16 protein-coding genes are annotated in these 21,981 nt (G+C 61.5%); 6 read left to right on the top strand and 10 right to left on the bottom strand.

Translation table 11 applies throughout. The features are described 5' to 3' along the window. Positions 1 to 151: 151 nt before the first annotated feature. From KOR34_RS01320 to KOR34_RS01275, 10 genes are all read right to left on the bottom strand, one after another. On the bottom strand, positions 152 to 1,924 hold the full coding sequence (locus tag KOR34_RS01320; RefSeq protein WP_146561502.1) for a hypothetical protein: 1,773 nt from the start codon (positions 1,922 to 1,924) through the stop codon (positions 152 to 154). Positions 1,925 to 2,000: 76 nt separating this feature from the next. After that, on the bottom strand, positions 2,001 to 3,008 hold the full coding sequence (locus tag KOR34_RS01315; RefSeq protein ID WP_146561500.1) for a LamG-like jellyroll fold domain-containing protein: 1,008 nt from the start codon (positions 3,006 to 3,008) through the stop codon (positions 2,001 to 2,003). Between the two features lie 34 nt (positions 3,009 to 3,042). After that, positions 3,043 to 3,195, bottom strand: a complete 153-nt coding sequence (locus KOR34_RS27415; RefSeq protein ID WP_197531037.1) for a prepilin-type N-terminal cleavage/methylation domain-containing protein — start codon at positions 3,193 to 3,195, stop codon at positions 3,043 to 3,045. A 427-nt stretch (positions 3,196 to 3,622) separates the two neighbouring features. Further along, positions 3,623 to 4,012, bottom strand: a complete 390-nt coding sequence (locus KOR34_RS01305) for a hypothetical protein (protein WP_146561496.1) — start codon at positions 4,010 to 4,012, stop codon at positions 3,623 to 3,625. Between the two features lie 32 nt (positions 4,013 to 4,044). Then, positions 4,045 to 5,076 (bottom strand): DUF1559 domain-containing protein, encoded by a 1,032-nt coding sequence (locus KOR34_RS01300; protein WP_146565741.1) that lies wholly within the window; start codon positions 5,074 to 5,076, stop codon positions 4,045 to 4,047. Between the two features lie 990 nt (positions 5,077 to 6,066). Continuing rightward, positions 6,067 to 6,789 carry a 3-keto-disaccharide hydrolase gene (locus KOR34_RS01295; RefSeq protein ID WP_146561494.1) on the bottom strand — a complete coding sequence of 241 codons (723 nt, stop codon included), beginning with the start codon at positions 6,787 to 6,789 and terminating at the stop codon, positions 6,067 to 6,069. A gap of 58 nt (positions 6,790 to 6,847) precedes the next feature. Then, positions 6,848 to 7,720 (bottom strand): alpha/beta hydrolase, encoded by an 873-nt coding sequence (locus tag KOR34_RS01290; RefSeq protein ID WP_197531035.1) that lies wholly within the window; start codon positions 7,718 to 7,720, stop codon positions 6,848 to 6,850. Positions 7,721 to 7,812: 92 nt separating this feature from the next. Beyond that, positions 7,813 to 9,405, bottom strand: coding sequence for a sulfatase (locus KOR34_RS01285; RefSeq protein ID WP_146561490.1), 1,593 nt, complete (start codon positions 9,403 to 9,405; stop codon positions 7,813 to 7,815). A 47-nt stretch (positions 9,406 to 9,452) separates the two neighbouring features. After that, positions 9,453 to 10,856, bottom strand: coding sequence for a sulfatase-like hydrolase/transferase (locus KOR34_RS01280; protein ID WP_197531034.1), 1,404 nt, complete (start codon positions 10,854 to 10,856; stop codon positions 9,453 to 9,455). A 15-nt stretch (positions 10,857 to 10,871) separates the two neighbouring features. After that, positions 10,872 to 12,386, bottom strand: a complete 1,515-nt coding sequence (locus tag KOR34_RS01275; protein ID WP_228714457.1) for a sulfatase family protein — start codon at positions 12,384 to 12,386, stop codon at positions 10,872 to 10,874. Positions 12,387 to 12,977: 591 nt separating this feature from the next. Between KOR34_RS01275 and KOR34_RS01270 the strand changes: the two genes are divergently transcribed. The 6 genes from KOR34_RS01270 (at position 12,978) to KOR34_RS01245 (ending at position 21,353) form a co-directional block, all read left to right on the top strand. After that, positions 12,978 to 13,487, top strand: coding sequence for a hypothetical protein (locus tag KOR34_RS01270; RefSeq protein ID WP_146561484.1), 510 nt, complete (start codon positions 12,978 to 12,980; stop codon positions 13,485 to 13,487). A gap of 26 nt (positions 13,488 to 13,513) precedes the next feature. Further along, positions 13,514 to 14,527, top strand: coding sequence for a DUF1559 domain-containing protein (locus KOR34_RS01265; RefSeq protein WP_146561481.1), 1,014 nt, complete (start codon positions 13,514 to 13,516; stop codon positions 14,525 to 14,527). Positions 14,528 to 14,692: 165 nt separating this feature from the next. Next, on the top strand, positions 14,693 to 16,027 hold the full coding sequence (locus tag KOR34_RS01260) for a hypothetical protein (protein ID WP_228714456.1): 1,335 nt from the start codon (positions 14,693 to 14,695) through the stop codon (positions 16,025 to 16,027). A gap of 208 nt (positions 16,028 to 16,235) precedes the next feature. Further along, entirely contained in the window at positions 16,236 to 17,276 is a 1,041-nt protein-coding gene (locus KOR34_RS01255) for a hypothetical protein (protein ID WP_146561478.1), read from the top strand. 122 nt (positions 17,277 to 17,398) lie between these two features. Then, positions 17,399 to 20,449 carry a dockerin type I repeat-containing protein gene (locus KOR34_RS01250; RefSeq protein WP_146561476.1) on the top strand — a complete coding sequence of 1,017 codons (3,051 nt, stop codon included), beginning with the start codon at positions 17,399 to 17,401 and terminating at the stop codon, positions 20,447 to 20,449. 145 nt (positions 20,450 to 20,594) lie between these two features. Next, entirely contained in the window at positions 20,595 to 21,353 is a 759-nt protein-coding gene (locus tag KOR34_RS01245) for a class II aldolase/adducin family protein (RefSeq protein WP_146561474.1), read from the top strand. The last annotated feature ends 628 nt before the right edge of the window (positions 21,354 to 21,981 follow it).

Genomic DNA, 21,981 nt, shown 5'->3' with positions numbered 1-21,981 from the left:
GAAGGAACGCCACTGCGGCGGCCTTCGAACTGCCTCCCTCTGCTTGGTCCGCTAGCTTCGCCTCGCCGGCGCCGGTGATCCAAAAGCAGCCCGTCTCCCTGCCCCAGGAGACGGGCTGTCATGGCAAACTGTCGAAACACGCACCAACGCCCTACGCGATACGAAGGCGCCCCCGGGCCGCGGTTGCCACAACGCCCGCGGCAAACAGCAGGATCGACCCTGGTTCCGGAGCAGCCGATCCGGCGGACGGCGCGGTCGTCGCCCCGTAGTTGGCCCGCCAGAGAGAGTAGTCGGCGGCCACCACGGTCGGGGCGCCGCTGCCGTTTCCGTTAAGCACCGACGAGTCACCGTCGAGATTGTCTCTCCAGATGGTGTAGTCGGCGGCGTCGACGACGCCGTCGGCGTTGAAGTCGCCGGGTAGGACGTTCGGGCTGATATCTGCTAAGTCGCCAAAATAGACGGCGCCAAAGGCAGTGGTCAGCCCCGCGGTGCTGTACTGCAGGGTCAGGTCTTCTTCGGACAAATCCCACACGACGCCCAGGTCCAGCGTCGCGCCTACGCCCAGCGTCGACATGCCCACAGCGTTCAGCTCCGACAACGCGTTTGCCGTTTCCGCAACCACGTCCCAACCCGCTACTCCCTGTCCCTCCAGGTCGCTGAAGCCCGGGAGCAACGCGCCGGATTCTGAACGGACGACGTACCCCGTGAGGTCGACAGACTGGCTGGACTGGTTCTGAAGCATGGCGCTCCCATCAACCGGGTCAACGACCAACACCAGATTGTTCTGCCGATTGCCCTCCAGGACGACGACCGCGTTCTCGATCACATTGTCGGCCGTGCTGTACTGGAAAGAAACGCTCTGCAGCAGGTTGGTTCCAATCGGCTGGTTGGTGTTGATACTCAACGGCGCTCCAAAGTCCTGGGACGCGCCATCCGTGAGAGTCGCCATTCCGGTTGCGTTGGTCTCGGCCAACTGGTTTGCCGTAGCGGTCTCTACCCAGCCGGCGGCATCGTCGCTGAACGAGCTCCACTGGCCTTCATTGACGGCGCCGTTCGACACCGACATCACATAGCCGGTGACATCAAAGTCAACCCCGCTGCCCGACGGGTTCGAGAGCACGGCCGTGCCCGCGTACGGGTCCACCCGCAGCACCAGCTGCTGCCTAATCCCCAGGGTCACTTCACTTTCTGCGGTCGATACAGTGAACGACTGCCCGTCCAGCAGGCTGTAGTCCGAGTTGTTCACCACCTGGGAGAACTGACCAAACACCCCAATGCCATCCGCGCTGCCATCGAACAGCGTCCAGCTGGATCCGGCGCCGGCGGACGCCAGCGACCCGCTCACCTGCAGCGTGCCGCCAAGCTGGATCTGCTCTTTCACGACGACCGGGTTGAACGTCGGGCCATCGATCTCAACGTTAAGCGTCGACACTGAGTTCTGTCCGTACCCGTCGACCGTGACCGCACCGATAGCGTCGTGGAGCGTTAGGACGCCGACTCCGTTGGCGTGCACGCCGTTTCGGATCCACCCCTGATTCATGTTGGTGGTGATGGTGTCCGTCACCGTGATGCTGCCGCCGTCCTTTATAACCAGCGAGCCTGTCGAACCGCCGTCCTCAGCGAGCCGGACATCAACCGGGGTCACAGGCGAGGTTGTCGCATCCAGGACCGCGATTCCTCCGTTTGAAATCGAGCCGTACTCCTGGAACCCTTCGTCGGGCTGGAAGTTGGAAGCCGGCTCTTCGGTCGTGAGCCAGTTGTCGCCTTCCCCGTTGCCCGCCTCACCGGCGTCCCACAGACCTTCCACACCTGCGGCGCCAATCCAGTTCACACGGAATGGCTGAGCTGCCGAGTCCGAACCGCACAGGGCGCACCCCAGCAGCACGGGTACCGACAGCAAGTATTGCGTACGTAGTGGTTTCATCGGATGACCTTTTTGAGAGAAGATGTCATGTTCGTTGGTTGTTGAATCGCTCGCGGTGAACAGACTACGCTCTCAGTTAGGTCAACCGGCGCGGCGCGCGACGCATGGTGGGGAGCAGACCCGCGGCAAGCAGGAGCAGCGTTGACGGCTCTGGCGCCGCGTTCGCGGATGCGGGCGCCGATGACGGAATGCTGGGGTCTTCGAAGTCGGCGCGCCAAAGCACAAAGTCTTCCAGGTCAACAAAGCCGTCTAGGTTGGCGTCGCCGTCGGTAGAGTTGGTCGCTTCGGTGAGGAAGTTGGCGGCCATAATGTCGTAGTCGGCGGTGTTGACAAAGCCGTCTTCATTGAAGTCGGTCAGCTCGAACGGGAACGCCTCGGCGAAGAGGGTGTCGATCTCGCTGGGGTCGAGCACGTGGTCATAGACCCGGAACAGGTCCACCGCCCCATCCCAGCCAAGGGGGTTGGCGTTGACGATGTTGTTGCCCAGTGTGGCGTTGACAATATCGAACGTCCCAGTGTCGCCGCCGGAACTCCGCAGCACGTTGTTGATCCAGATCTGATTCCCGGCCGCGCCCTTCGTGAAGACGAAGTGATGCCACTGCCCCGAAGTCTGGCTCGCCGTGACCTCCGCGGCGATCCCGACGCCGATCTGTCCGTTCGGCGACCGCCAGAGGGCGGACCCATTCTCCCAAGGAAGGTGGACCTGCGACTGCCGCCCGCCCCCAGCGTTGGTTCCGTACCACCAGGTGGACTGTTCTGGGTTGGTGATGCCGAACTGCACCCACGCCGAGATCGAGATCTCTTGGTTCGTGCTCCCAAAGGGGCCCGTGCCGGCGGCGAAATCAGAGGGCGCCAGCGATACGACATCATCGTCGCCGTCGAAACCCATTGCGGTTGAACCCGTGAGGACGCCCGGGACGCGCGTGGCGCCGCCGCCGATCGTTCCGTGGAAGCCGTTGCCGCTCGTGTCGGTCGCGACCGTGGGGTCCGTGCCATCGAACAGGAATTCTGTCACCAGCACAGCTTCTGCAACGCTAGCGGCGCCGAAGTAGAGTGCCGCGGCAAGTACAAGTGGGGACTTCATTATTGCTTTCCTTCTTTCCTAGGGTTCGGTGCTCTCAGAGCCGGTAAACCTTGCTGAGCAAGCCTGTCGGGGCGCTCAGGATGCCGATAATCACAATCACCACCTGCGACTCAACAAGCGTAAAGCCCGATCCTTGCAGGTCTGACTTTCGTGCGACGTTCCTCCGGTCACTGGACGCGAGATTCACTGGGCAGGTATGCCGCAGGCCAACTGCGTCACAGCTGCCCCAGCGAGCGGTCCACCGCAACGGCGCAGTGAGCTTAGACGCTAAATCTGATTAAGGTTTTTTGCCATCCAGGCTCCGCGTACACCGCTGAGCATGGCGTCGCTGGCAATTTAAACAGGTGGGAGCCCACGAACGGGGGCACTGACGAGTTATCCCTGTCTGCCCCCTACTCCACCGGTTCTACTGGGATTTACGAAATATTCTCAGGATTCCTCAGTTGTTGCGCGATACCCCTATATTTACAGGAAGCGGAGAGAGCCGGTGGCAGCACACAATCGACAGCCAACTCCGTGAACGCTTACATCTAAGTTGCGCGTCGTAGATAGCTGGTTCTAGTCGCTGGAATGCGTGCGTTCGAACGAAGGAGCGCGGGCGGGTACGATCCCCCCTATGGGTTCGTAACATCAAGCCGGTTCTCACCTTCAACGACCGATAGCTCGAGGCCGCTGGTGTCTGGCGAGGAGAGCTTTTTCGGTATTTTGGCCTGCGGTGGCTCGGGCTCGCCGGTGGGGTAGTTGACGGGCACCGGCGCCAGGTAGACGGAGTAGACCCCGAGCGGCAGATCGTGAAGGTAGTACTCACCGTTGGCGCCAACCTCGGTCATCCTCTCAACCCGGGGTGCCTCTGAGTAGAAGATCACGGCGACGCCACCGCCCGCGTTCGGGCCCAGCGATACCGTTCCGACGACGTCGCCGGTGGGCTCCGGGGCGCCCCCGCCGCAACCGACCAAGGCGCCCAGCAGGAGGATGAGCGGCCTTTCGAGAACTCGTTGAAGCATTCGGTTATCTACCCTAAGGGGCAAACGTCGAACTAGAGCGCCAATGGGGCCCCGGCGCTCTCGAGGGCAACGTTGCCGTCATCACGGTTGCACATATTGAAGAGCAGCTGCAGTTCCGTTTGCTCGTTGACGAAACGCACCGATCCGTCAACGAACGCCGCGAACGCGCCGCCAGCGTGCACCGACTGAATGGGGCGGTTGGGGCCAAGGTTGCCCTGGATGCCTGGGTTGTTTGCGGACTTGTCGTTCACGCGGTAGCGAACGGTGGTGATGTTGAACATCCTGCCATTGTCCATGCCCCCCATCGTAAACCCGTGATTCCCGTCGCTGCGGGCGTCAACGATCTCTTCGGTCGCAACGCGACCGCCACTCTTCTTGATCAACCAGTCCGACTGCTCCGCTAGCAGCATCGTCTTGGAGGTTCCGTCCGTAACCGAACGCAGCTGAACCGGGTTCGTATTCAGGAGGCAGCCACCAAAAGAGTAAATCGAAGTCGTGCCCAAAGCCGACTCGTGGTCGACAGCACCGGCAATCCCGGTGTAGGTCGCCATCATGGCGGCCGAAGGCGGATTGGTATTGGTGCCTTCAAAAAGATACTCGCCCACAGCGGGAAACTTGGGCAGGTCCGACGAGGGGCAGAGGAGCATTGGAACGGTGACTCCGCCCAGCAGTGCGAAGTTGTCCATGTTGGTGTTCGCGTTCCCGGTCCCTGCGATCCATCCGGTGTGGATGCTATTGACCCCAACCCTGTCAAAAGCCGAGTAGATTGCGTACTCCTCTGAGTAGGGGAGTAGCAGCACCCAGAAAGAGTGCCCCCACCCCCCGCGTGGCGCCGACCCACCACCTTTCGGAAGTTCTCGGAATGAGGTCTCGTAGTTGAGCGCCGACAATGCCGCTTGCTTAAGGTTGTTGGTGCAATGAGTCTTCCTCGCGGCCTCCCGCGCCGCCTGCACAGCAGGCAGCAATAGGGCAATCAGGATGCCGATGATCGCAATCACCACCAGCAGCTCGACCAGCGTGAAGCCCGCAGCGCGCAGCCCCGCTTTCCGTCTACCTGTTGCCATCTCGACCTCCTAAGTTTTTCTGGATACTTCCCGGCTGGAGACAACCTAAACTCGATCCCCTCGCCGTCCTCGTCCACCTCCGCGGTGAGGTCCGACGAACCTCTCTGCGAAGCCCGTTCTGAGGCGAGCTACTCGCACCTCGCGGATTGAGCCTCAATTACTTGATCGAGAACCCCAGTGGTCTCGAGAAGTTCTATCTTCTTTCCGAGGCACATAGCCGGAGGCACATCTCTAGCCGCCGTTACAGCTGCATCCGTTGCCTCGGATCTGCCCGGCAGAACGCGATCTCCCGGGGTGAACGTCGACAAGGGGCACCGGCATTGCGACTCAATCTCGCCGGAAGCGGCGTGACGGTCCTCGGGAAAGAACTCTATACGCTTCGAGGAATGGGACTCCATCGAGGGTGATTTGGCCTGACACTTCCACCACGGCGGAACTCGAGTTGCATCTGGCCAGCAATAGAAGCGCAACGCTAAGTAGGAAATGCAGCCCCGGAGACGCAGCCGGCAGCGCTGCGGCTTGATGGGACTTCGACACGAACTGGATTCGCTTCCCGACCGGCCCACTGGCGAGCCAAGAACGCGACATGAGTATTAGGACGAGGTAAAGAACGAGAGTGCGGTGTGGCAACCAATAGAGACTGAGCGCGTACTGCTTAGCCACGATAGCACTTCGCGTTCTGACGCTAGAATTACGAACGAATCTTTCGAAGTTCCTAGGATTAGAATGGTAGAAGTGTTAGCCCAAGACTTAATTGGGAGTCCGAGAGCTCGTCCATTCGCTCGGGACAGAGACTTCAAGGTACTGGCAAATAGTCGCCTAAGAAAACCGGGCGTGACACCTTGGTTTAGGGCGCCCGACGAAGATCGCATGCACGGGGTCTTTCCCCAGCGGGGGCTACTCACGCGCAGCCACGACCGCACGGCCATCCCCTCCATCAGCAGGCAGTCATCGGAACTCTAAGTTCTAGCGCCGATTGCTGGCGATTGCCTAGTCGAGTCGCTTCAGCGTGAGGTTCTTGAACTCCACCCACATCGGCGCGCCGGCGTGGAGCTGAAGGGCCAGCACGCCTTTGCCGAGCGCCAGCTTACGATGATTGTCCGTAAAGTCGAGGATTAGCGTGCCGTTGAGGTAGTGTTGGATGTGGTTGCCCTTCGCGATGATGGCAACCTCGTTCCAGTCGTCCACCCGGATCAGCCGCTCCAGCTCTGCGTCCTCAAGCAGCTTGCGATCGAGGTGCTTCCCGTCGACGTCCCAGCTCGCTTTCTCACCGGCCAGGCAGATACGCTTGCGTGACCCGCCCTCGTCGTAGATGAAGCCCGTCACATTGGGAAGCTTGTTCTCGTTGCGGAGCTCGTGCTGATAGCCTCGCACCACCCATGCGTTGCGTGCGGAGTCGTCGGTGATGTGTCGCGATCGGTACTGGATGCCTGAGTTGTTGGCGGCGTTGCATCGGTACGACAGCTTCAGCTCAAAGTCTTCAACCTCGCCCCCTTCCCAGATGAGGAAAGTGTTGCCCTTGGCGGAGGCGTCCTTGGTCGTCTCCCCACGGATAACGCCGCCCTTCGCCTTCCACAGCCTTGGGTCGCCGTTCCAGCCGGAAAGGTCTTTGCCATTAAACAGCTGCTGAACGCTCGAGTCGTCGCGGGACTCCGCCACGGCGCCGCCCAAGGAGAGGCCAACCAGTGCGGCTGCTAGAACGAAGTGCTTCATTACGGTACCTGGTGCTATCGTTGTCGAACGTGGGTGAGTGGAAAGGTGCTGGCGGGTGCTAGATACCTGCCCCGACGGCAGACGCGTTTGGCTTGTCGGCCGGGTGAACTACGCCAAGGGATGCTAGGAAAGCGTCAGCTTCTTTGAGCGTCTGGCTGTAGAACCGATTGTTGTTGCTGTCAGTGGAGTCGTGATTGAAGAAGCCGTGCTTCTGGCCCTCGTAGATGTGCAGGTCGCAGCGGATGCCGCGAGATTTCATGCGTCGTTCGTACTCACGCATCTGGTCGACCGGCACCAACTTGTCCCTGCTGCCGAAGAACACGATCGTTGGCGGCGTTCTATCGTCGATATTGTGCATTGGCGATACCGTGCGCCAGTACGCCGCGACCCGTGAGTACCCGTACCCGCCCGGGCCGTTGTTGAACACGGGGTTGAAGAGAACCAATGCATCGGGTCGACAGCTGGTAGCCGGGGCGCCGGGTTCGTCGACGGCGGTTCCAGTGGCCGCCGCCGCGGCGACATGACCACCAGCAGACCCGCCGCCTGCGACGATCCTGGTCGGGTCAACGTTCAGCTCGCCCGCATGGTCGCGAACCCAACGGATAGCCGATTTCCCGTCCTCAACACACTCGCGAGGGGTTGTGCCGTGGCGGCTTTCAACGCGGTACTCAGCCGACATCGCGACAAACCCCAGCGAGGCAAAATGCCTGCACTGGGGGTAGAACTGGGCCGGGTCGCCGCCCTTCCATCCGCCGCCGAAGAACAGAATGATGGCGGGCGATCCTTCTTCGGGCGCCGGACCTGGGGGAGCAAACACGTGCAGGCTGAGCGAGCCACCGTCAGTCGCCTTGTAAGGAACGAGGCGGTCCGGCGGCGGCGTTGGCGGAAAGCGAGGCGCCGCGATCGCGGCCGACGACCACGCCGCAAGCATGATCGCAACCCGCCATCCAACGGGACTTGGTAAAGGCGCCGTCAGCGGGATCTCGAGTTGCCTGGCGCATCGGTAGCGGCCACACACATGAGTCATTGATCCCCCTTCGTCCCTTGAGCACGACGAGGCAGCGCGCCCCGCCACCCCGCCAGCCACTGCTCGGCTAGCTGCGCCGCGAGTGGTGCGTGCGCGGGATCATCCGCGATGTTGACGTTCTCTTGCGGGTCGGTTCGGTGATCGTAGAGCTCAACCGCGATGACAGCCGAGGGATCATCACGCGCAACCCAGCGCGTGAAACGATAGCGGTCGGTCCGCATCGAGTATCCCATCAACCTCTGCCGCGACACCGTACGTGGGTACTGGCTGAACGCAGCAGCCTTCCACGCCATAGTCGGACACTCCAGCAGGGGCTTGAGGCTGATACCCTCAAGGTGGTCCGGCTTTGGGATCCCCGCCAATTCGGCCAGGGTTGGGTAGATGTCGACGAACTCGACCAGGGCGTCGGTGTGCCCGCCACCCGAAGTCAGGCCCGGCGTCGCAATCAGCAGTGGGGCGCGGGCGTCATCCTCGAAGTTGCTGTGCTTGCACCAACGGCTGTGCTCGCCAAGCTTCCAGCCATGGTCGCCCCACAGCACGACAATCGTCGTCTCACGCAACCCCAACGCGTCCAGTTCGGTAAGCACTCGGCCCAACTGGGCATCCATGTAGCTAATGGCGGCGTAGTAGCCGTGCTTGAGCTGCCGTGCGTAGTACTCCGGAAGATCGCTCACGTCTGGGACGCCGCTATACTTCCAAAGCTCGTTCTTGTCCGCCAAGCTGAATCGGGGCGCGCCATCCGGGAGAAAGCGATTGGGGGCTAGCGGGATCGCGTGCTGGTCGTAGAGTTGCCAGTAAGAAGCCGGCACGCTGAACGGCAGGTGGGGCTTTCTGAATCCCACCGCCAAGAAGAATGGCTTGTCTTGCCCGCTTAGCTCGCGGAGAGATTCGATGGCCTCGTCCGCCAGCCGCCCTTCTCCGCCTCCATTCGGAGGGTCATCGGTAGCTCGCACCGCGGGACCGCGGTCGGTGTTGGTGACCCGTTCGGCCCATGCCTCTGGCGTTGCGGTCAGCAGGGCGTGCTCATCGCGATGATCCGGACGCTTTCCTGCAGCGCGGCGGCCCTTGCGGAGTGGCCTCCGTTCTGCAGAAACAGCTGGGGCGGTCCAGGAGGGAGCGTCTTGAAGGTCGCCATGGTAGATCTTGCCGAGCCCACGCGTCGCGTACCCGTGGGCGCCAAACAGTTGAGGCAGCGTGACGACACCCGGCAGCGCGCCGCGAAAGTGTGTGTTGAGGTCCCACACCCTGTTCGTGTCGGGCCTGGTTCCTGTCATGACGCTGGTGCGTGACGGCGAACATACCGCCTGCTGGCAGTAGGCGCGATCGAAGACCAGAGAGCGTAATGCTAACCGATCGATACTGGGGCTCCTGACAGCCTGGTTTCCATAACAGCCCAACTCGGGTCGGAGGTCGTCGGCGACAATGAACAGCACGTTGAGCCGCTTACCGGCTGCTTTGCTTGTCGCCAGACCCGCGGCACGGCCGGGCGCGGCCGCCAGCAGTATCAGTAAGACCAGCAGGCCCCGCAGAAGGGTGATGCCTACCTTGGAATAAGAGGTGCGAGTGAATAGCTGCTCAGATGGGATCATAGTTCGATTGCCGCAGCCATGGGCTTAGGCAGCCTCTCCAGTTGCCGCTAACTCGAATGCAACCTGACGTGGGAATCACCGGTTGCGGGCTTCTTCGTCTTCGGTGGCATCCACTCCGCGGGCCGTGGGTTCGCGGTGGTCAACGGCGTGCTATCGCCGTACTGGAGCATCTCCTGCTTGAGCAGTCCCGTCATCCTGGCGACCTCAGAAGCGTACGCTGGGTCGTCTGCCAGGTTTCGTAGTTCCCTCGGATCGTCGTCGAGGTCGAAGAGCTGCGTTTTGTTGATCTGCGGATACCGAATCAGCTTCCACCGGTCATCCCTGACGGACCGCTGGCAATCCCGGTAAGCGGTGTAGAGGACGCTACGCGGTTCAGGCTCGCTGCCTTTGAGCAGAGGAACGAGGCTTTGCCCTTCAACACCCTTGGGAACGGCCGCGCCACCAAGTTCGCAGAGCGTTGGGAACAGATCCATTAGGTAAACGAAAGCGTCGCTCTGTCGTTCGGGGACTCCTGGTCCGGCAATCACCAATGGGCAGTGCATGCCCCCGAACTCGTAGAGGTTCTGCTTGCCGAACAGGCCGTGTTCTCCCATCGACAATCCGTTGTCGCCCGAGAAAATCACGATCGTGTTCTCCAGCTGACCGGTCGAGCGGAGCTGCTCGACGATCCGACCGACATGATGGTCGAGGCCGGTAATGCAAGCGTAGTAGTCCGCGAGCTGGCTCCGCGTATCGCGAGGAGTCCGCGGCCAGGGAGCCAAGCGCTCGTCGCGAACGGTCATCTCGCCGTTGTTGAAGGGGTGGACCGGCATAAACGCCTCAGAGAGCAGAACAACATCGGGTGAGTACCGGTCCATGAACTCAGGCGCAGCCACTCGCGGGTCGTGCGGAACGGGTGGCGCCATGTAGACGTAGAAGGGACGCGTCTGGTCCGACTCGCCGAGGAACCGGATCACCGCGTCGGCGTGCCGCTCGCTAGACCCGCGGCGCTTCCTTATTCCGCGGTCATCCATAACGATGCTTTGCTGAAACGCCTTGATCCCGGCTTTGAACTCGTTCCCACTCTTGCCCACATGAAACGTCTGGTAGCCGGCGTCCGATAGCACGCTGGGGAGCGCCATGGACGGGTCCCACGGATCAGTGGCCGCCTTACCCCCAGGGATCCTCAGCCAAGACCGACCGGTCAGCATCATCGTGCGGCTTGGCAGACAAACCGCGCCGACCATCGACCCCATAGTGTAGCAGCGGGAGAACGTCGTGCCCCGCTCGACGAGTTTGTCGAGGTTGGGTGTTTGCAGAGCGTCCGTACCAAGTGCGTGCAGCCCATCGGGGCGATGGTCGTCGGCGTGGATGTGCAGGATGTTCGGCGGCGGATTCTCGCCACCTACGGCATCGGGAGCAGCCAGCGAAGCTGAAAAGACCGCAATGACCGCAAGTTTGACTCTGCGCAACGAGCAATACATAGACTACTTCTTCGCCTTGGGAGGTTTGACGAGCTTGATTTCGACGTCGTTATCCTGGTTGGGGCCGGGCGTGCTGCGGCCGCGCGATACGTACTGTTCGAGCAAGCTTCGCATCCGCTGGACCACCTGAGGGTGTTCGTCTTGAACGTTGTGCTCCTCGGCCAGGTCGGTCGCCAGGTTGTAGAGCTGCACCATTGGTAATCCGGCCGCGTCGTCGCTGCCCGGCTTGGGGAAGCTAACGCCGCCCGAATCCTGGCACAGCAGCAACTTCCAATCGCCTTGACGAATGGCGAACGATCCATTGATGGAGTGGTGCACCAACGCCTCGCGGAGAGGAGCGACATCGTCGCCTCGCAGCGCTGAGAGAATACTCACGCTGTCCTCCCCCGCATTGGGAGGCAGCGGAGCGTCGAGCATGTCCGAGAGGGTGGCCAGGAGATCATTGAGGCAGATGAGCTGATCGCAGCGGCTGCCGCTCGCGACCTGCCCCGGCCAACGCACGAAGAACGGCACCCGGTGGCCGCCCTCAAAGATATCAGTCTTTAGGCCCCTGAGGGCGCCGCTCGGGTAGTGGCCACGTGATTGCAGTCTCGGAACTCCGGCGGCCTTCGAGCAGCCGTTATCGCTGGTCACGATGACGAGCGTCTCGTCCGCCACGCCAGTACGGTCAAGGGCTTCTACCACCTGCCCAACCACCGCGTCGGTTTGTACGACAAAGTCTCCATAGCCGCCAACGCCGCTTGCCCCCCGCCACTGATTGGCCGGCACAATTGGCGTATGGGGCGAGCTGAGCGGCAGGTAGAGGAAGAACGGATCGTTGCTGCCCGCCTGCTTGTGGATGAATTCCACGGCCCTCTCGGCCAGGCTCGGCAGCACGTCGACGGCTTCAAACCCCTCTGCCGCCGCCCCTTCTCGCTGCCACTTCTTGATGGTCGTCAATGGTTCGGTCAGCTCATCACCGTCGATAAATGCGAACGGTGGCATGTCGAGCGACGCGCTGATGCCGAAGTACTCGTGGAAGCCGCGGGTGGTCGGCCCCTCGGTAATCCGCGGCGAGGCGTCCCCCTTTGGCAACCCCATGCCAAGATGCCACTTGCCGATGCACGCGGTGGTGTAACCCTTTTCTTGCAGCAGCGTCCCGACGGTCAACCGATCGCGGACAATAAGGGGGGAGTCGTACCCGTAGAGGACGAATGTTTGCAATCGAGTTCGCCAGCAGTAACGCCCGGTGAGAAGTCCGTAGCGGGTGGGCGTGCAGACCGAGGACGCCGAGTGTGCGTCGGTGAACGACATCCCTTCGGATGCAACTCGGTCGATACTAGGGGTCGCAATCTTGCCCCGTTCCGGATTCAGGCAGCTGACATCCCCATACCCAAGATCGTCGGCCAGAATGACTACGACATTCGGACGCTGCCCCACCGCCAAGGCGAATGAAGGAAGCAGCGGGCAAAGCAGTGCGGCTACTGTTCTGAGGAGCACGGCGTAATCGATGTTTGATGTAACGGATTGTCGAGACAAACCGGGTGGCCTCTTGGCGTGACCAGTCGGCGGTGATTGAGCCGGGTCTATCTGTAGCATGCCAGCCGATGGCGCTTCAACTCACACTGCAATCTGCTAGTAGATAGGTGAGGCCCCCCGCGTCGAAGACCGCGAGACGCCAACCTCCCAGCCCAGCAATCCAACTTCAATCGGATGGTTCGCGATCGGGCTTCGGCTGATGAGCGAAGGACTAGACGTGATCGGTGGAGCTAACCGAGCACTTCCGTCTACCTATTCACATCGCCGAGGGAGGTTTACGAAAGATTCCTAGCAATCCAACGGAGTAGCCAGGCACGACTGACCCAATCGGGAATCTGGCAACCACCATGCGGGTCGCCGAAATCCTGCGGTTTTCTGCGGGATCTACGTCCGCCTTTCGGACGTTTTCCTGCATTTCGATGGAAATCCATCGTAAAAACGCCGCGATTAGGTGAAACCCCTTGGAAGACGATGTGGCACCGTCGCTCAACGGATCTCGTCTCTGCTTGGCGTACACTCCGCGCCATCGCACTGTTCTGGCTTCCTACTCGATACTTCGTTCTCGGAGTTGTGGTGGATTATCACTGCCTCATGAAGATGCTAAACGGCGTCACCAATTCGCGTCTTCAGCCACGTGCGGCGATGAAGGCTGCGTGCGTGGCGCTTCTCGCTTCGGCGCTAGTTGGCTGCGGATCGAATCGCGACGGGCTTGTCGAAGTTTCGGGCGTCGTGACGATGGACGGCGAGCCCCTCACGACCGGCCGGGTAGAGTTCTTCCCCGACTCAGGACGGCCAGCAAGTGGCCAGATCGACAGCGAGGGACGCTACCAGCTTTCTACTTACGAAAAGGGTGACGGCGCCAAACCGGGCAACTATGTCGTGACGGTGACTTCGCGGATCGTTCCTGACGAAGGAGTCTCGTACAAGAGCATGGAGGATGAACTGCGCGGCGTCCAATCCGGTTCCCGGGCGCCGTCTGGTCCGGCAAAGGTGAAATGGCTGGCGCCCCAGAAGTACTCGAATCGGACCACGTCTGATTTGACCGCGGAGGTTAGCGACGGCGGCGCCGAAATCGATCTCAATCTTCAGTCAAAGAGCTGAGAACCATACGCACTACGGAGAAAAGCATGGTCACTACAAGCCCCAGTAGCCGTTCGTCCGCAATCAGAGCTCCTGGATTTACCCTCGTCGAGTTGCTGGTTGTCATTGCGATTATCGGAGTGCTAATCGCCCTGCTCCTTCCCGCTGTTCAGTCCGCTCGCGAGGCTGCCCGTCGGATGCAGTGCACTAACAACCTAAAGCAAATGGGGCTTGCCCACCTCAACTACGAGTCCGCTCGCAGGCACTTCCCCGACGGGATGAGTCTCGACATGAAGGAAGGTTGTCCGTCGGAGGGCTGCCGCGGCTGGACGCACATCCATTTAACCCTCCCCTACTACGAGGAGGGGGTGCTGGAGCAGAGCTTCGACTTCGACTACGAAGGCGGATGGCTCTACTTCTTCCGGTCCTTAACCGACGCTGAGGCCGACGCCATTACCAACTCTCGCATCTCGGCGCTGCTGTGCCCGAGCCTTACCAAGTGGCAAGAGAACTACGGTTACGGCTACCGGAGAGACTACTACGGCAGCTTCGGAGGAAGGGGGCACAGCGAGGCCGGCGGCTCTTCGAGGTTCGGCTCGATCGACCCGGCCACAACCACACTCCTGGGTCCTAACGGCCCCGTCGCGGATGACGGCATCCTGTACGTCAACAGCAGCACCAAGTTCTCTGAGATCACCGATGGCTCGTCGAAGACCTTCCTGGCCGGCGAAAGCTACCACGGCAATGTCTCAAGCGCGCCGGGATACGGGACGTGCACCGGGGGCCAGCCAAGCTGGTACCAGGGCGGCTCAGGCAAGCCCGACCCTTCAAACACCAGCTATGGGCGGTCGCTGCGCGGAACCATCAACCCAATCAATTACCAGATCGAGTGCCTGTCTCGCGCGACTGACAACGAAGTCCCGTTCGGCAGCGAGCACACCGGCGGCTGCAATATGCTGTTCGCCGATGGGCACGTCGAGTTCCTGGTCGAGGGAATTGACTTCGACCTCTACCAGGGAATGTCAACCCGTGCCACCGGAGAGACGATAGCCGCCGATTGATATCGAGGGCGGTGCCTCGGATCAAACTCATCAAGTTACCGCTCCTACGGCTCCTCCTCGTACCGCGGACCGAGTGGCGTCCGTCGAAATCTGATCACCAATCTTCTTAGGACCGCTTCAATGAGACTTGCTCTTGCCCCCGTGTTCGCCGCTTCGACTCTGGTCTTGACGAGTTGCCTTCCGGTGCACGCGCAAAACTTTCTGTTCCGCTGGGACGCCGAGCAAGACGAAGCTTCCACCACCTCCAAGTGGGAAGACCCAGTTAACTGGTTCGATGAGACTACCAACGCCAATCACAACTCTGTAGCGCCCCACTTTATCCCAGAAACAGACACGCTGCCGGCGGCGACATTCGACGTGGCGGTTCGGAACGGCGGAGCGGTCGACTTTGATGACCAAACGTCGCTGGCGCTCGCCGGGGCGGCTGACGCGCCGGTGGTCATCCAGCGGTTCTTTCTCGGTGCGCCAGGCGCCGGAAGCGGCAGTGGCACGCTCAACGTGTCCGGCGGCATCCTCAACGCCGGCCGGTCCGGGGCGGGGATTGTTACCACTATCGGACGCGCCCAGGACGGCACGCTCAACATCAGCGGCGGGCAGGTGAACGTTGGCCACCGTGTGTTCCTCGGAAGTGGGGTGAATGGGCATGGGGAGATCAACCTGAGCGGCGGTGAGTTCGTGATCTTCCGTGGCGGCAACTCCGCGATCATGACGCCTGAGGATATCACCGCCTACGGACGGCCGTCGTTCGAACTAGGCGCCGACGACGGTGACTCCGACCCACTCAATAGCACCACGGGCGTGTTCAACATTTCGGGCGGCGCATTCTCGACACGGGCGCACATCGCCATCGGCAAATATGGAACCATTGACGTGCAAGGGTCCGCGGCGAGCCAGATCGGCATTGGCAGCAACGGCAGCCTCGACGGAGGCTGGCTGCAATACGCCGGCGGCACGCTCCGCGCCGGCGTCGACGCCGGAGGCATCACGCCGATCCTTATCGATGACGTTGACGACGACGGTCAGGGGGACGTCAGATTTGCGAGCGGATCGCTCCTCGACCCCTACGACCTTGGCGGCGCGCTACAGAACGTCTGGCACACCGTCATGCAGTGGGACGGAACGCTTGTCGAGAACGGCTTGTCGTTGACCCCCACGGCAATCGGCGCGGGCTGGGAGATGCAGGTTCTAGGAAACCTCCTTCAGGTCCGTCTGCCTGGCGAAGGCGGAGGTCTGCCGGGAGACTATAACAGCGATGGCGTGGTCGACGCCGCGGACTACACCGTCTTCCGCGACAACCTGGGGCTGAACGAATCGGCGCTAAATGGCAACGGCACCGGCGACCCATCCGGCAATGTGGTCGCGGCCGACTACAACCTGTGGCGCGCCAACTACGGCGCCTCGACGGCGCCGTCCGCCGCTTCCGCGGCGCCGGAGCCCGCATCCACGCTTCTTCTTGCAGCGGGCGTCGCATTGATGGGACAACGCCGCCGTCAGTGGTAAGGAGCAGGGGCGGAGGCAATGCTCTGCACCGGGTGTTTCGGCACTTGCCCGATCTAGCCAGGCGCCCATGGCGAGCTATGGCGAGGTCGAACAAGGAATCGTTAGTCCGCGCCGTTTCCGTTGCTGCTTGATGAACTTATCGTTTTTCTTGTCTTGACCAGAGGCTGTTGAGCCGGTCGCGCATCTTTGAGCTGGAGCTGTTGATCTAATGAAGTCCAATCTACTCAGACCCTTTGCCCTGCGGCGAACTGTCGCGATTACTGCTGCCGCCGTATGCGCCGCGGCGGTCCACTCAACCACGTGGGCCGCCGTCTGGACCGGCGGGGGCGCGGACAACGAGTACTCCACGGCCGCCAACTGGGACGACAACCTATCGCCCAGCGGCGCTGACAATAGCACGCAAGACATCAACGGTGCGTTCACCGTCGAGCGTTCAGTGGATAGCACCTCAGGCCGCACGTTCATTAAGGGCGGCGCGACGATGAACATCATCGGCGGATCGCACGATGACCAACGGAGCGGCGCCAACATCTTCAACTTCCTGGGCGACTCCAGCGCAGGCATGGTGAACCAGTCAGGCGGCGAGTATCGCATCGGCCACGGGCTTCGGGTCGGCGTAGGCGGCGCGCCCGACGGCGCCTACAACCTGACAGGCGGCTCGCTTGATATCTACCGCGGCTCCAATTCGAAGATCGAGTCGGACAACCCAGGCGGCCGTCCATCGCTTGAGGTCGGAGACACCACCGGCTCGGGCCTGTTTGAGATCTCCGGCGGCTCGCTGCAAACACGAGCAGGCGTCCATATCGGCCCGACGGGGGTGTTCAGTGTGGTGGGTTCCACGCCGACTGGGATCAGCATCGGCCCAAGCGGCAGCGGCGACGGCTCGTGGATTCAGCACGGCATGCTCAAGGCTGCGATTGACGCGGGGGGCGTAACGCCGATCTTCATTGACGACTTTGATGACGCGGGCGGCGTAGTAGGAGAGTTCAAATCCGGCTCGCTGCTAGACCTGAGCTTTGACGGAGTCGCTCCGTTCGCGGGTACGTGGACGCTGATGGAGATCGAGAACACCGACATCGTCGACGGGGGCCTAGCATTGTCTGATGTCACCGCGTCAGGCTGGAACTTCAGCATCGACAACAGCGGCGCCAACGGACTGCTGACCGCGACTTACGGCGTCCCCGAACCGGCTTCGACAATGATCCTGGTCATGGCGGCATTGGCCACCGGGCCTCGTCGCCGCGTCTGAGTCAGCCCGGTCAACGAAGCATTCTCGGGTGCAGCCCATCCCCTGGGGCAGGGGGATGGGCTGTTTTCTCTAAGTGCAAGGGCGCCGACTCATTGCGGGCGGAACAGTGGAAGGCAAATCTCATGACGCTTGGATTCAAGTTCGCGGTAGTATGCGTGGCCGTCGGCGCATCGGTCTGTAGCAGGCCTGCCAGAGGGCAGTACTTTGCCAACAATCTTGCGACGCTACGGTCGCTGTCGACGACTGTCAACAACGCGACCATCACCCTTGCGCCAGGCGACTACTGGATCAACGGCGATCATATCGCCAATCCCACGAGTTCTCAGCCAATCTTCCTGGAGCTAGGGGGCAACAACAACACGTACAATCTGACCGGCGCCAACCTCAAGCTCGACACCCGCAAGCTCGACGGGTTTGGTCGAGCCCTTGGGCACGACAGCGGCGTGCGGGTGGTGAAGATCAGCGGCGCCGGCAACACCGTAAACGACCTCAGCCTCACCGGGTACGACTTGGATCTGGACACGGACCCTGGCGCGCAGCGCTACGCCGATTGGGCGGCGGTCTACGTGCAACTGACCGGCGTGGACAACAGAGTGCAGGGCGCGAACGTGCTCTCTCGCGGTTCGTCGCCCTACGGCCTGGGCGACGCGTTTGGAAAGGGCGCCCGGCAGTTTCCCCAGGGTGAGCCGCCCGGGCAGGTCCCGGGCGAGCCGGAGGGGGTGGTTGGCCTACCCTGGGTGGGCCACAACAAGACCTCGGCGTTCAACGTGTTTGAAGCTACCAACGCGGTCGTTGACGACATGCAACTGGATGTCAAGACCTACGGTCACGGCTTTTTTGTCCAGAAGTCCAGGAACACCACGCTCACCAACAGCACGGTCACCGGCGAGCTGGTCCCCTCCAGCAACGTGATCAACCACCCCAAGTACCAGGAGTACGGGTTCACCTCTCACGGGAATGAGATCCCCGACGACATCATGATCTCCGCCAACGAGGGCGGGGTGCGATTGTATGGATCGATCAACGGCGTACCCACGGTTGGATTCACGGCAGAGAACGTGGTGGTAACCAACATGCGCACCGGCTTCGCTACCGCCTTGGGCTTCACGGACCTGGACAACGGCCTGGGCATTACGCTTAACAACGTCGAGGCCTACGGCACGGAGACGGCCTTCGGCCTCGGTTCGCTCACCACGGTTACAAACGCGAAGGCTGACATCGTGAACGGCCCCGCAATACACATCCCCCAGAACCACGCCCGGGACACGACAATCGAGCTGGAGCTGGTGGGAGAGGCGCCGGTCGGGGTGGACTGGGCCGCCGCCTACCTCAACGGCCAGCGGTTCAATGTGACGATCGACAGTGACCTTCCTGCGGGCGCGCTCCCCGCCGACTCGCTCGTCCGAATTGGTCAAACCTTCTTCAACAACTGGCGGGACACCTCCCACCCAAGCGGACCCGAAGACGGCGACCCGGGTGACTTCATCGACTCCGTATTCGTTAACAACACCAACCAGACGGCGGTGCTAGGCAACCTAGCCACAAACAACACGGGCAGCTCGCGTGCGCCGGTGATTACGAACGGCAAGAAAAACTCCTACGACGGCGTCTCAGTTGTGCTCAGTGGCACTCACGTCGTTCTGACCGACGCTCTTGGGCTTGGCAACAATGGCGCCGCCGCCGACGGATCGCTTGAAGCCAACGCATCGATTGTAGAGGCCGGGGGCAGCCTGGAGATCCAGCCCGGCATCCGGGTTGCGAACGAGAAGCTCACCATTAGCGGCCACGGAGTAGACGGCCGCGGCGCACTGTACTCCGATGGTCAGGCTAGCAATGGCACACGGTTTGGGAGCTCCAGTGTCAGTGACGAGAGCACAATCTTCCTGGATGGGAACGCGTCGATCGGCGTAGGAGTGCCCGGCCATCAGCTTCTGATTGGCGGAATTCAGGGGGCCGGCAACTTCACCAAGCGCGGGCCTGGCACGCTCAGTATCGAGAAGGCGAGCACATTTACTGGCTCGTTTACTGTGGCCGAAGGCGCCGTCGTGGCTCGGTCGAACGTCGTCAACGGAAACCTGACCGTGAGCTCCGGTGCGGTTCTTTCGGCGATCGGGGACAAAGCCGTCAACACCCCGGGCGTCGTGTTTTTGTACGGAGCCATGGATATCAACGCGCGGACCGACGACAACAGCCTGACGACGAGGACTGGCCAGATCTTCGGTCCGGGGAGCATTCTGGCGTCAAACCCGAACGCCAGCGAGCCGAGCTCCTTAATTGTCGATAGCCAGACTGGGTTGGCTTCGTTTACAGGAAGCATCCAGGGAGCGGTCAGCCTGGTGAAGTCCGGCAGTGGAACACAGGCCCTGTCTGGGCACAACACTTACTCGGGATCGACAACCGTCCAGGCGGGTGTCCTTCAGGTTAATGGAACACACACTGGAGGTGAGAACTATGCCGTGGTTGGTGGTGGTTCGCTTTCCGGAAACGGTGCGGTCGACGCCGCCGTGGTCGTTGAGGCTGGCGGCATCGTCGCTCCTGGCGCCAGCGTCGGCAGCCTGACGCTTGGTGAAATTGAGTTCCAAACCGGATCGACGCTGGCGGTTGAACTCGGCGGGCTTTCTGCAGGGATAGAACACGATGAACTCGCGGCCGGAGCGGCAACGCTCGGGGGCAGTCTCAGCGTTTCGCTGCTTGAGTCCGACGGCGCCCTGTTCCTGCCGCCGCCAGATGGTTCTTTCACCATACTCACTGCCGAGTCACTTAGCGGCAGCTTCGAAAACGCCGATGCTGGTGATCGCATCGGGACCGAAGGAGGAGAGGGCTCTGTAATCGTTTCGTACAACTACGTAGAAGGCGCCGTCGTGCTTTCCGAGTTCCTGATGACCGGTGACTTTAACGGAGATGGGCAGATCGATGCCGCCGACTACACGGTCTGGCGGGATGTCAGAGGAAACGCCGTCCCACAGTACACCTCCGCGGACGCCAACGGGGATGGGTTTGTCGACACGAAGGACTACGCCGTTTGGAGATCGCATTTCGGATACGCTGGCGATGCAAGCGGCGCGAGTAATGCGGTTCCTGAACCCCTCTCAGCGGTGCTCGCTGCGTCTGTAATTGCGTGGATCATGGGTTCGACTCGTTCCGCTACTTCGCACCAGCAACAATGTGGCTGACGCATCTGCAGAGTAGCACAGCGTAGGCGGTGCGGTTACGCTTAGGGCCGAGGACCGACACGCGAACGTTCCCGCCTACGAGAGGATCCTGGCGGTCGGCGTACACCGCCACTCATTCCAGCCACCCGAGCATCGATAAGCCTGTATGGACCATCAGGAGACGCTAGAGGCAATCCTCGAACTATCACACTTTATAGGCGAAGAACACCGCCAGCTAGCCATACTGGGCGAGGGGAACACTTCGGCGAAGCTCAACGATCACACCTTCCTAGTAAAGGCCAGCGGAAGCTGTCTGCAGACGCTCAGCGAAGAGGACGTGGTGGCGTGCCAGTTCTCTTCTCTGCTGCCGATGCTGGACGCGGACGGACTCTCCGATCAGGAGATTGAGGAACGCCTCCTAGCCAGCCGAGTCGACGCCGCCGCGAAGAAGCCATCGGTCGAGACGCTGTTCCACGCTTTTCTGCTGTCGCTCCCGGGGATCGAGTTCGCCGGACACGCGCACAGCGTGGCGGTCAACCAGATTCTGTGCTCCCCGATGGCCGGAGAGTTCGCGGCGAAGAGCCTGTTCCCCGACCAGATCGTGTGCTGCGGCGCTTCCTCCGTGCTGGTGCCCTACACCGACCCGGGCGTAGTGCTCGCGCGGGCAATCAGAGATCAGACATCACGATTCATGCAGAGAAACGGGGCGCCTCCACGGGTGATCCTGTTGCAGAATCACGGCTTGATCACTCTCGGCCGCACCGCGGGTGCGGTGAAGGCGGCGATGCTGATGGCCGAGAAGGCAGCCAGCATCTTCGTCGGCGCCGCGGCACTGGGCGGCCCCACGTACTTGAGTGAGGAGAACGTTAGCCGTATCGCCAATCGCATGGACGAGCACTACCGCCAGCGGGCGTTGAAGCTCTAAACGCCGCCTGACGGCCTCGCGCCTACCCTGCAAATCCCCCTCTTCCCTGTCGACTCCGAAAAGGCCTCACGTCCACGCCCCACAACAAAGTGAGTTGGGGGCTTTTCGATCGCGCCCGCAGCGAGTAGCGACTGTTGATACACAGCGAGGACTACGGTGACTGGCGCCCAATCCGGTCGAGACGATCATCCAGCTGTCCCAGTCTGATGCGAACGCGTTCTCACTCGCTGAGGGCGAGTTCCGTCGCTGGGAGTCGTCGGAGCGATTGATCGCATTTTGCCGGAACAGTACTCAAATAGGCGATAGTCTGAACCGTGGGCGTGAGCCCCCTGACGGTTGCTCCGCGTTTCCGCCAATCGAAGCGGGCGGCGAACCCGCTCGAAGATGCCGAGCCAACCGGTGAGAGCCGAGAAGCTCTACCGCTTCGTGCTGCGGCTTCACACGGTCCGGCCCTCCGAAGCCGAACCGTGGGATTCCCTCTTTGGCTTGAAATCGGAAAGCATTCGCCCCGAAGGCCATTCATTGAGCGAGTGCAAAGTAGAAGACGCTCGCTGGCGGGCAAGTTAGGTCGGATGCTCATGCAAGAATTCTGTTGACTCGCAATGTCTACATCGGTAGATTTAGTCTG

Origin of the sequence: Posidoniimonas corsicana, assembly GCF_007859765.1 — a bacterium.
Lineage (GTDB): Bacteria > Planctomycetota > Planctomycetia > Pirellulales > Lacipirellulaceae > Posidoniimonas > Posidoniimonas corsicana.
This window is presented reverse-complemented; position numbering and strand designations above follow the sequence as displayed.

Bases quoted from the DNA above. Each gene is read 5' to 3' on its own strand.
- KOR34_RS01320 (WP_146561502.1), bottom strand. From the start codon at position 1,924: ATGAAACCACTACGTACGCAATACTTGCTGTCGGTACCCGTGCTGCTG.
- KOR34_RS01315 (WP_146561500.1), bottom strand. From the start codon at position 3,008: ATGAAGTCCCCACTTGTACTTGCCGCGGCACTCTACTTCGGCGCCGCT.
- KOR34_RS01305 (WP_146561496.1), bottom strand. From the start codon at position 4,012: ATGCTTCAACGAGTTCTCGAAAGGCCGCTCATCCTCCTGCTGGGCGCC.
- KOR34_RS01300 (WP_146565741.1), bottom strand. From the start codon at position 5,076: ATGGCAACAGGTAGACGGAAAGCGGGGCTGCGCGCTGCGGGCTTCACG.
- KOR34_RS01295 (WP_146561494.1), bottom strand. From the start codon at position 6,789: ATGAAGCACTTCGTTCTAGCAGCCGCACTGGTTGGCCTCTCCTTGGGC.
- KOR34_RS01290 (WP_197531035.1), bottom strand. From the start codon at position 7,720: ATGCTTGCGGCGTGGTCGTCGGCCGCGATCGCGGCGCCTCGCTTTCCG.
- KOR34_RS01285 (WP_146561490.1), bottom strand. From the start codon at position 9,405: ATGATCCCATCTGAGCAGCTATTCACTCGCACCTCTTATTCCAAGGTA.
- KOR34_RS01270 (WP_146561484.1), top strand. From the start codon at position 12,978: ATGAAGATGCTAAACGGCGTCACCAATTCGCGTCTTCAGCCACGTGCG.
- KOR34_RS01265 (WP_146561481.1), top strand. From the start codon at position 13,514: ATGGTCACTACAAGCCCCAGTAGCCGTTCGTCCGCAATCAGAGCTCCT.
- KOR34_RS01255 (WP_146561478.1), top strand. From the start codon at position 16,236: ATGAAGTCCAATCTACTCAGACCCTTTGCCCTGCGGCGAACTGTCGCG.
- KOR34_RS01250 (WP_146561476.1), top strand. From the start codon at position 17,399: ATGACGCTTGGATTCAAGTTCGCGGTAGTATGCGTGGCCGTCGGCGCA.
- KOR34_RS01245 (WP_146561474.1), top strand. From the start codon at position 20,595: ATGGACCATCAGGAGACGCTAGAGGCAATCCTCGAACTATCACACTTT.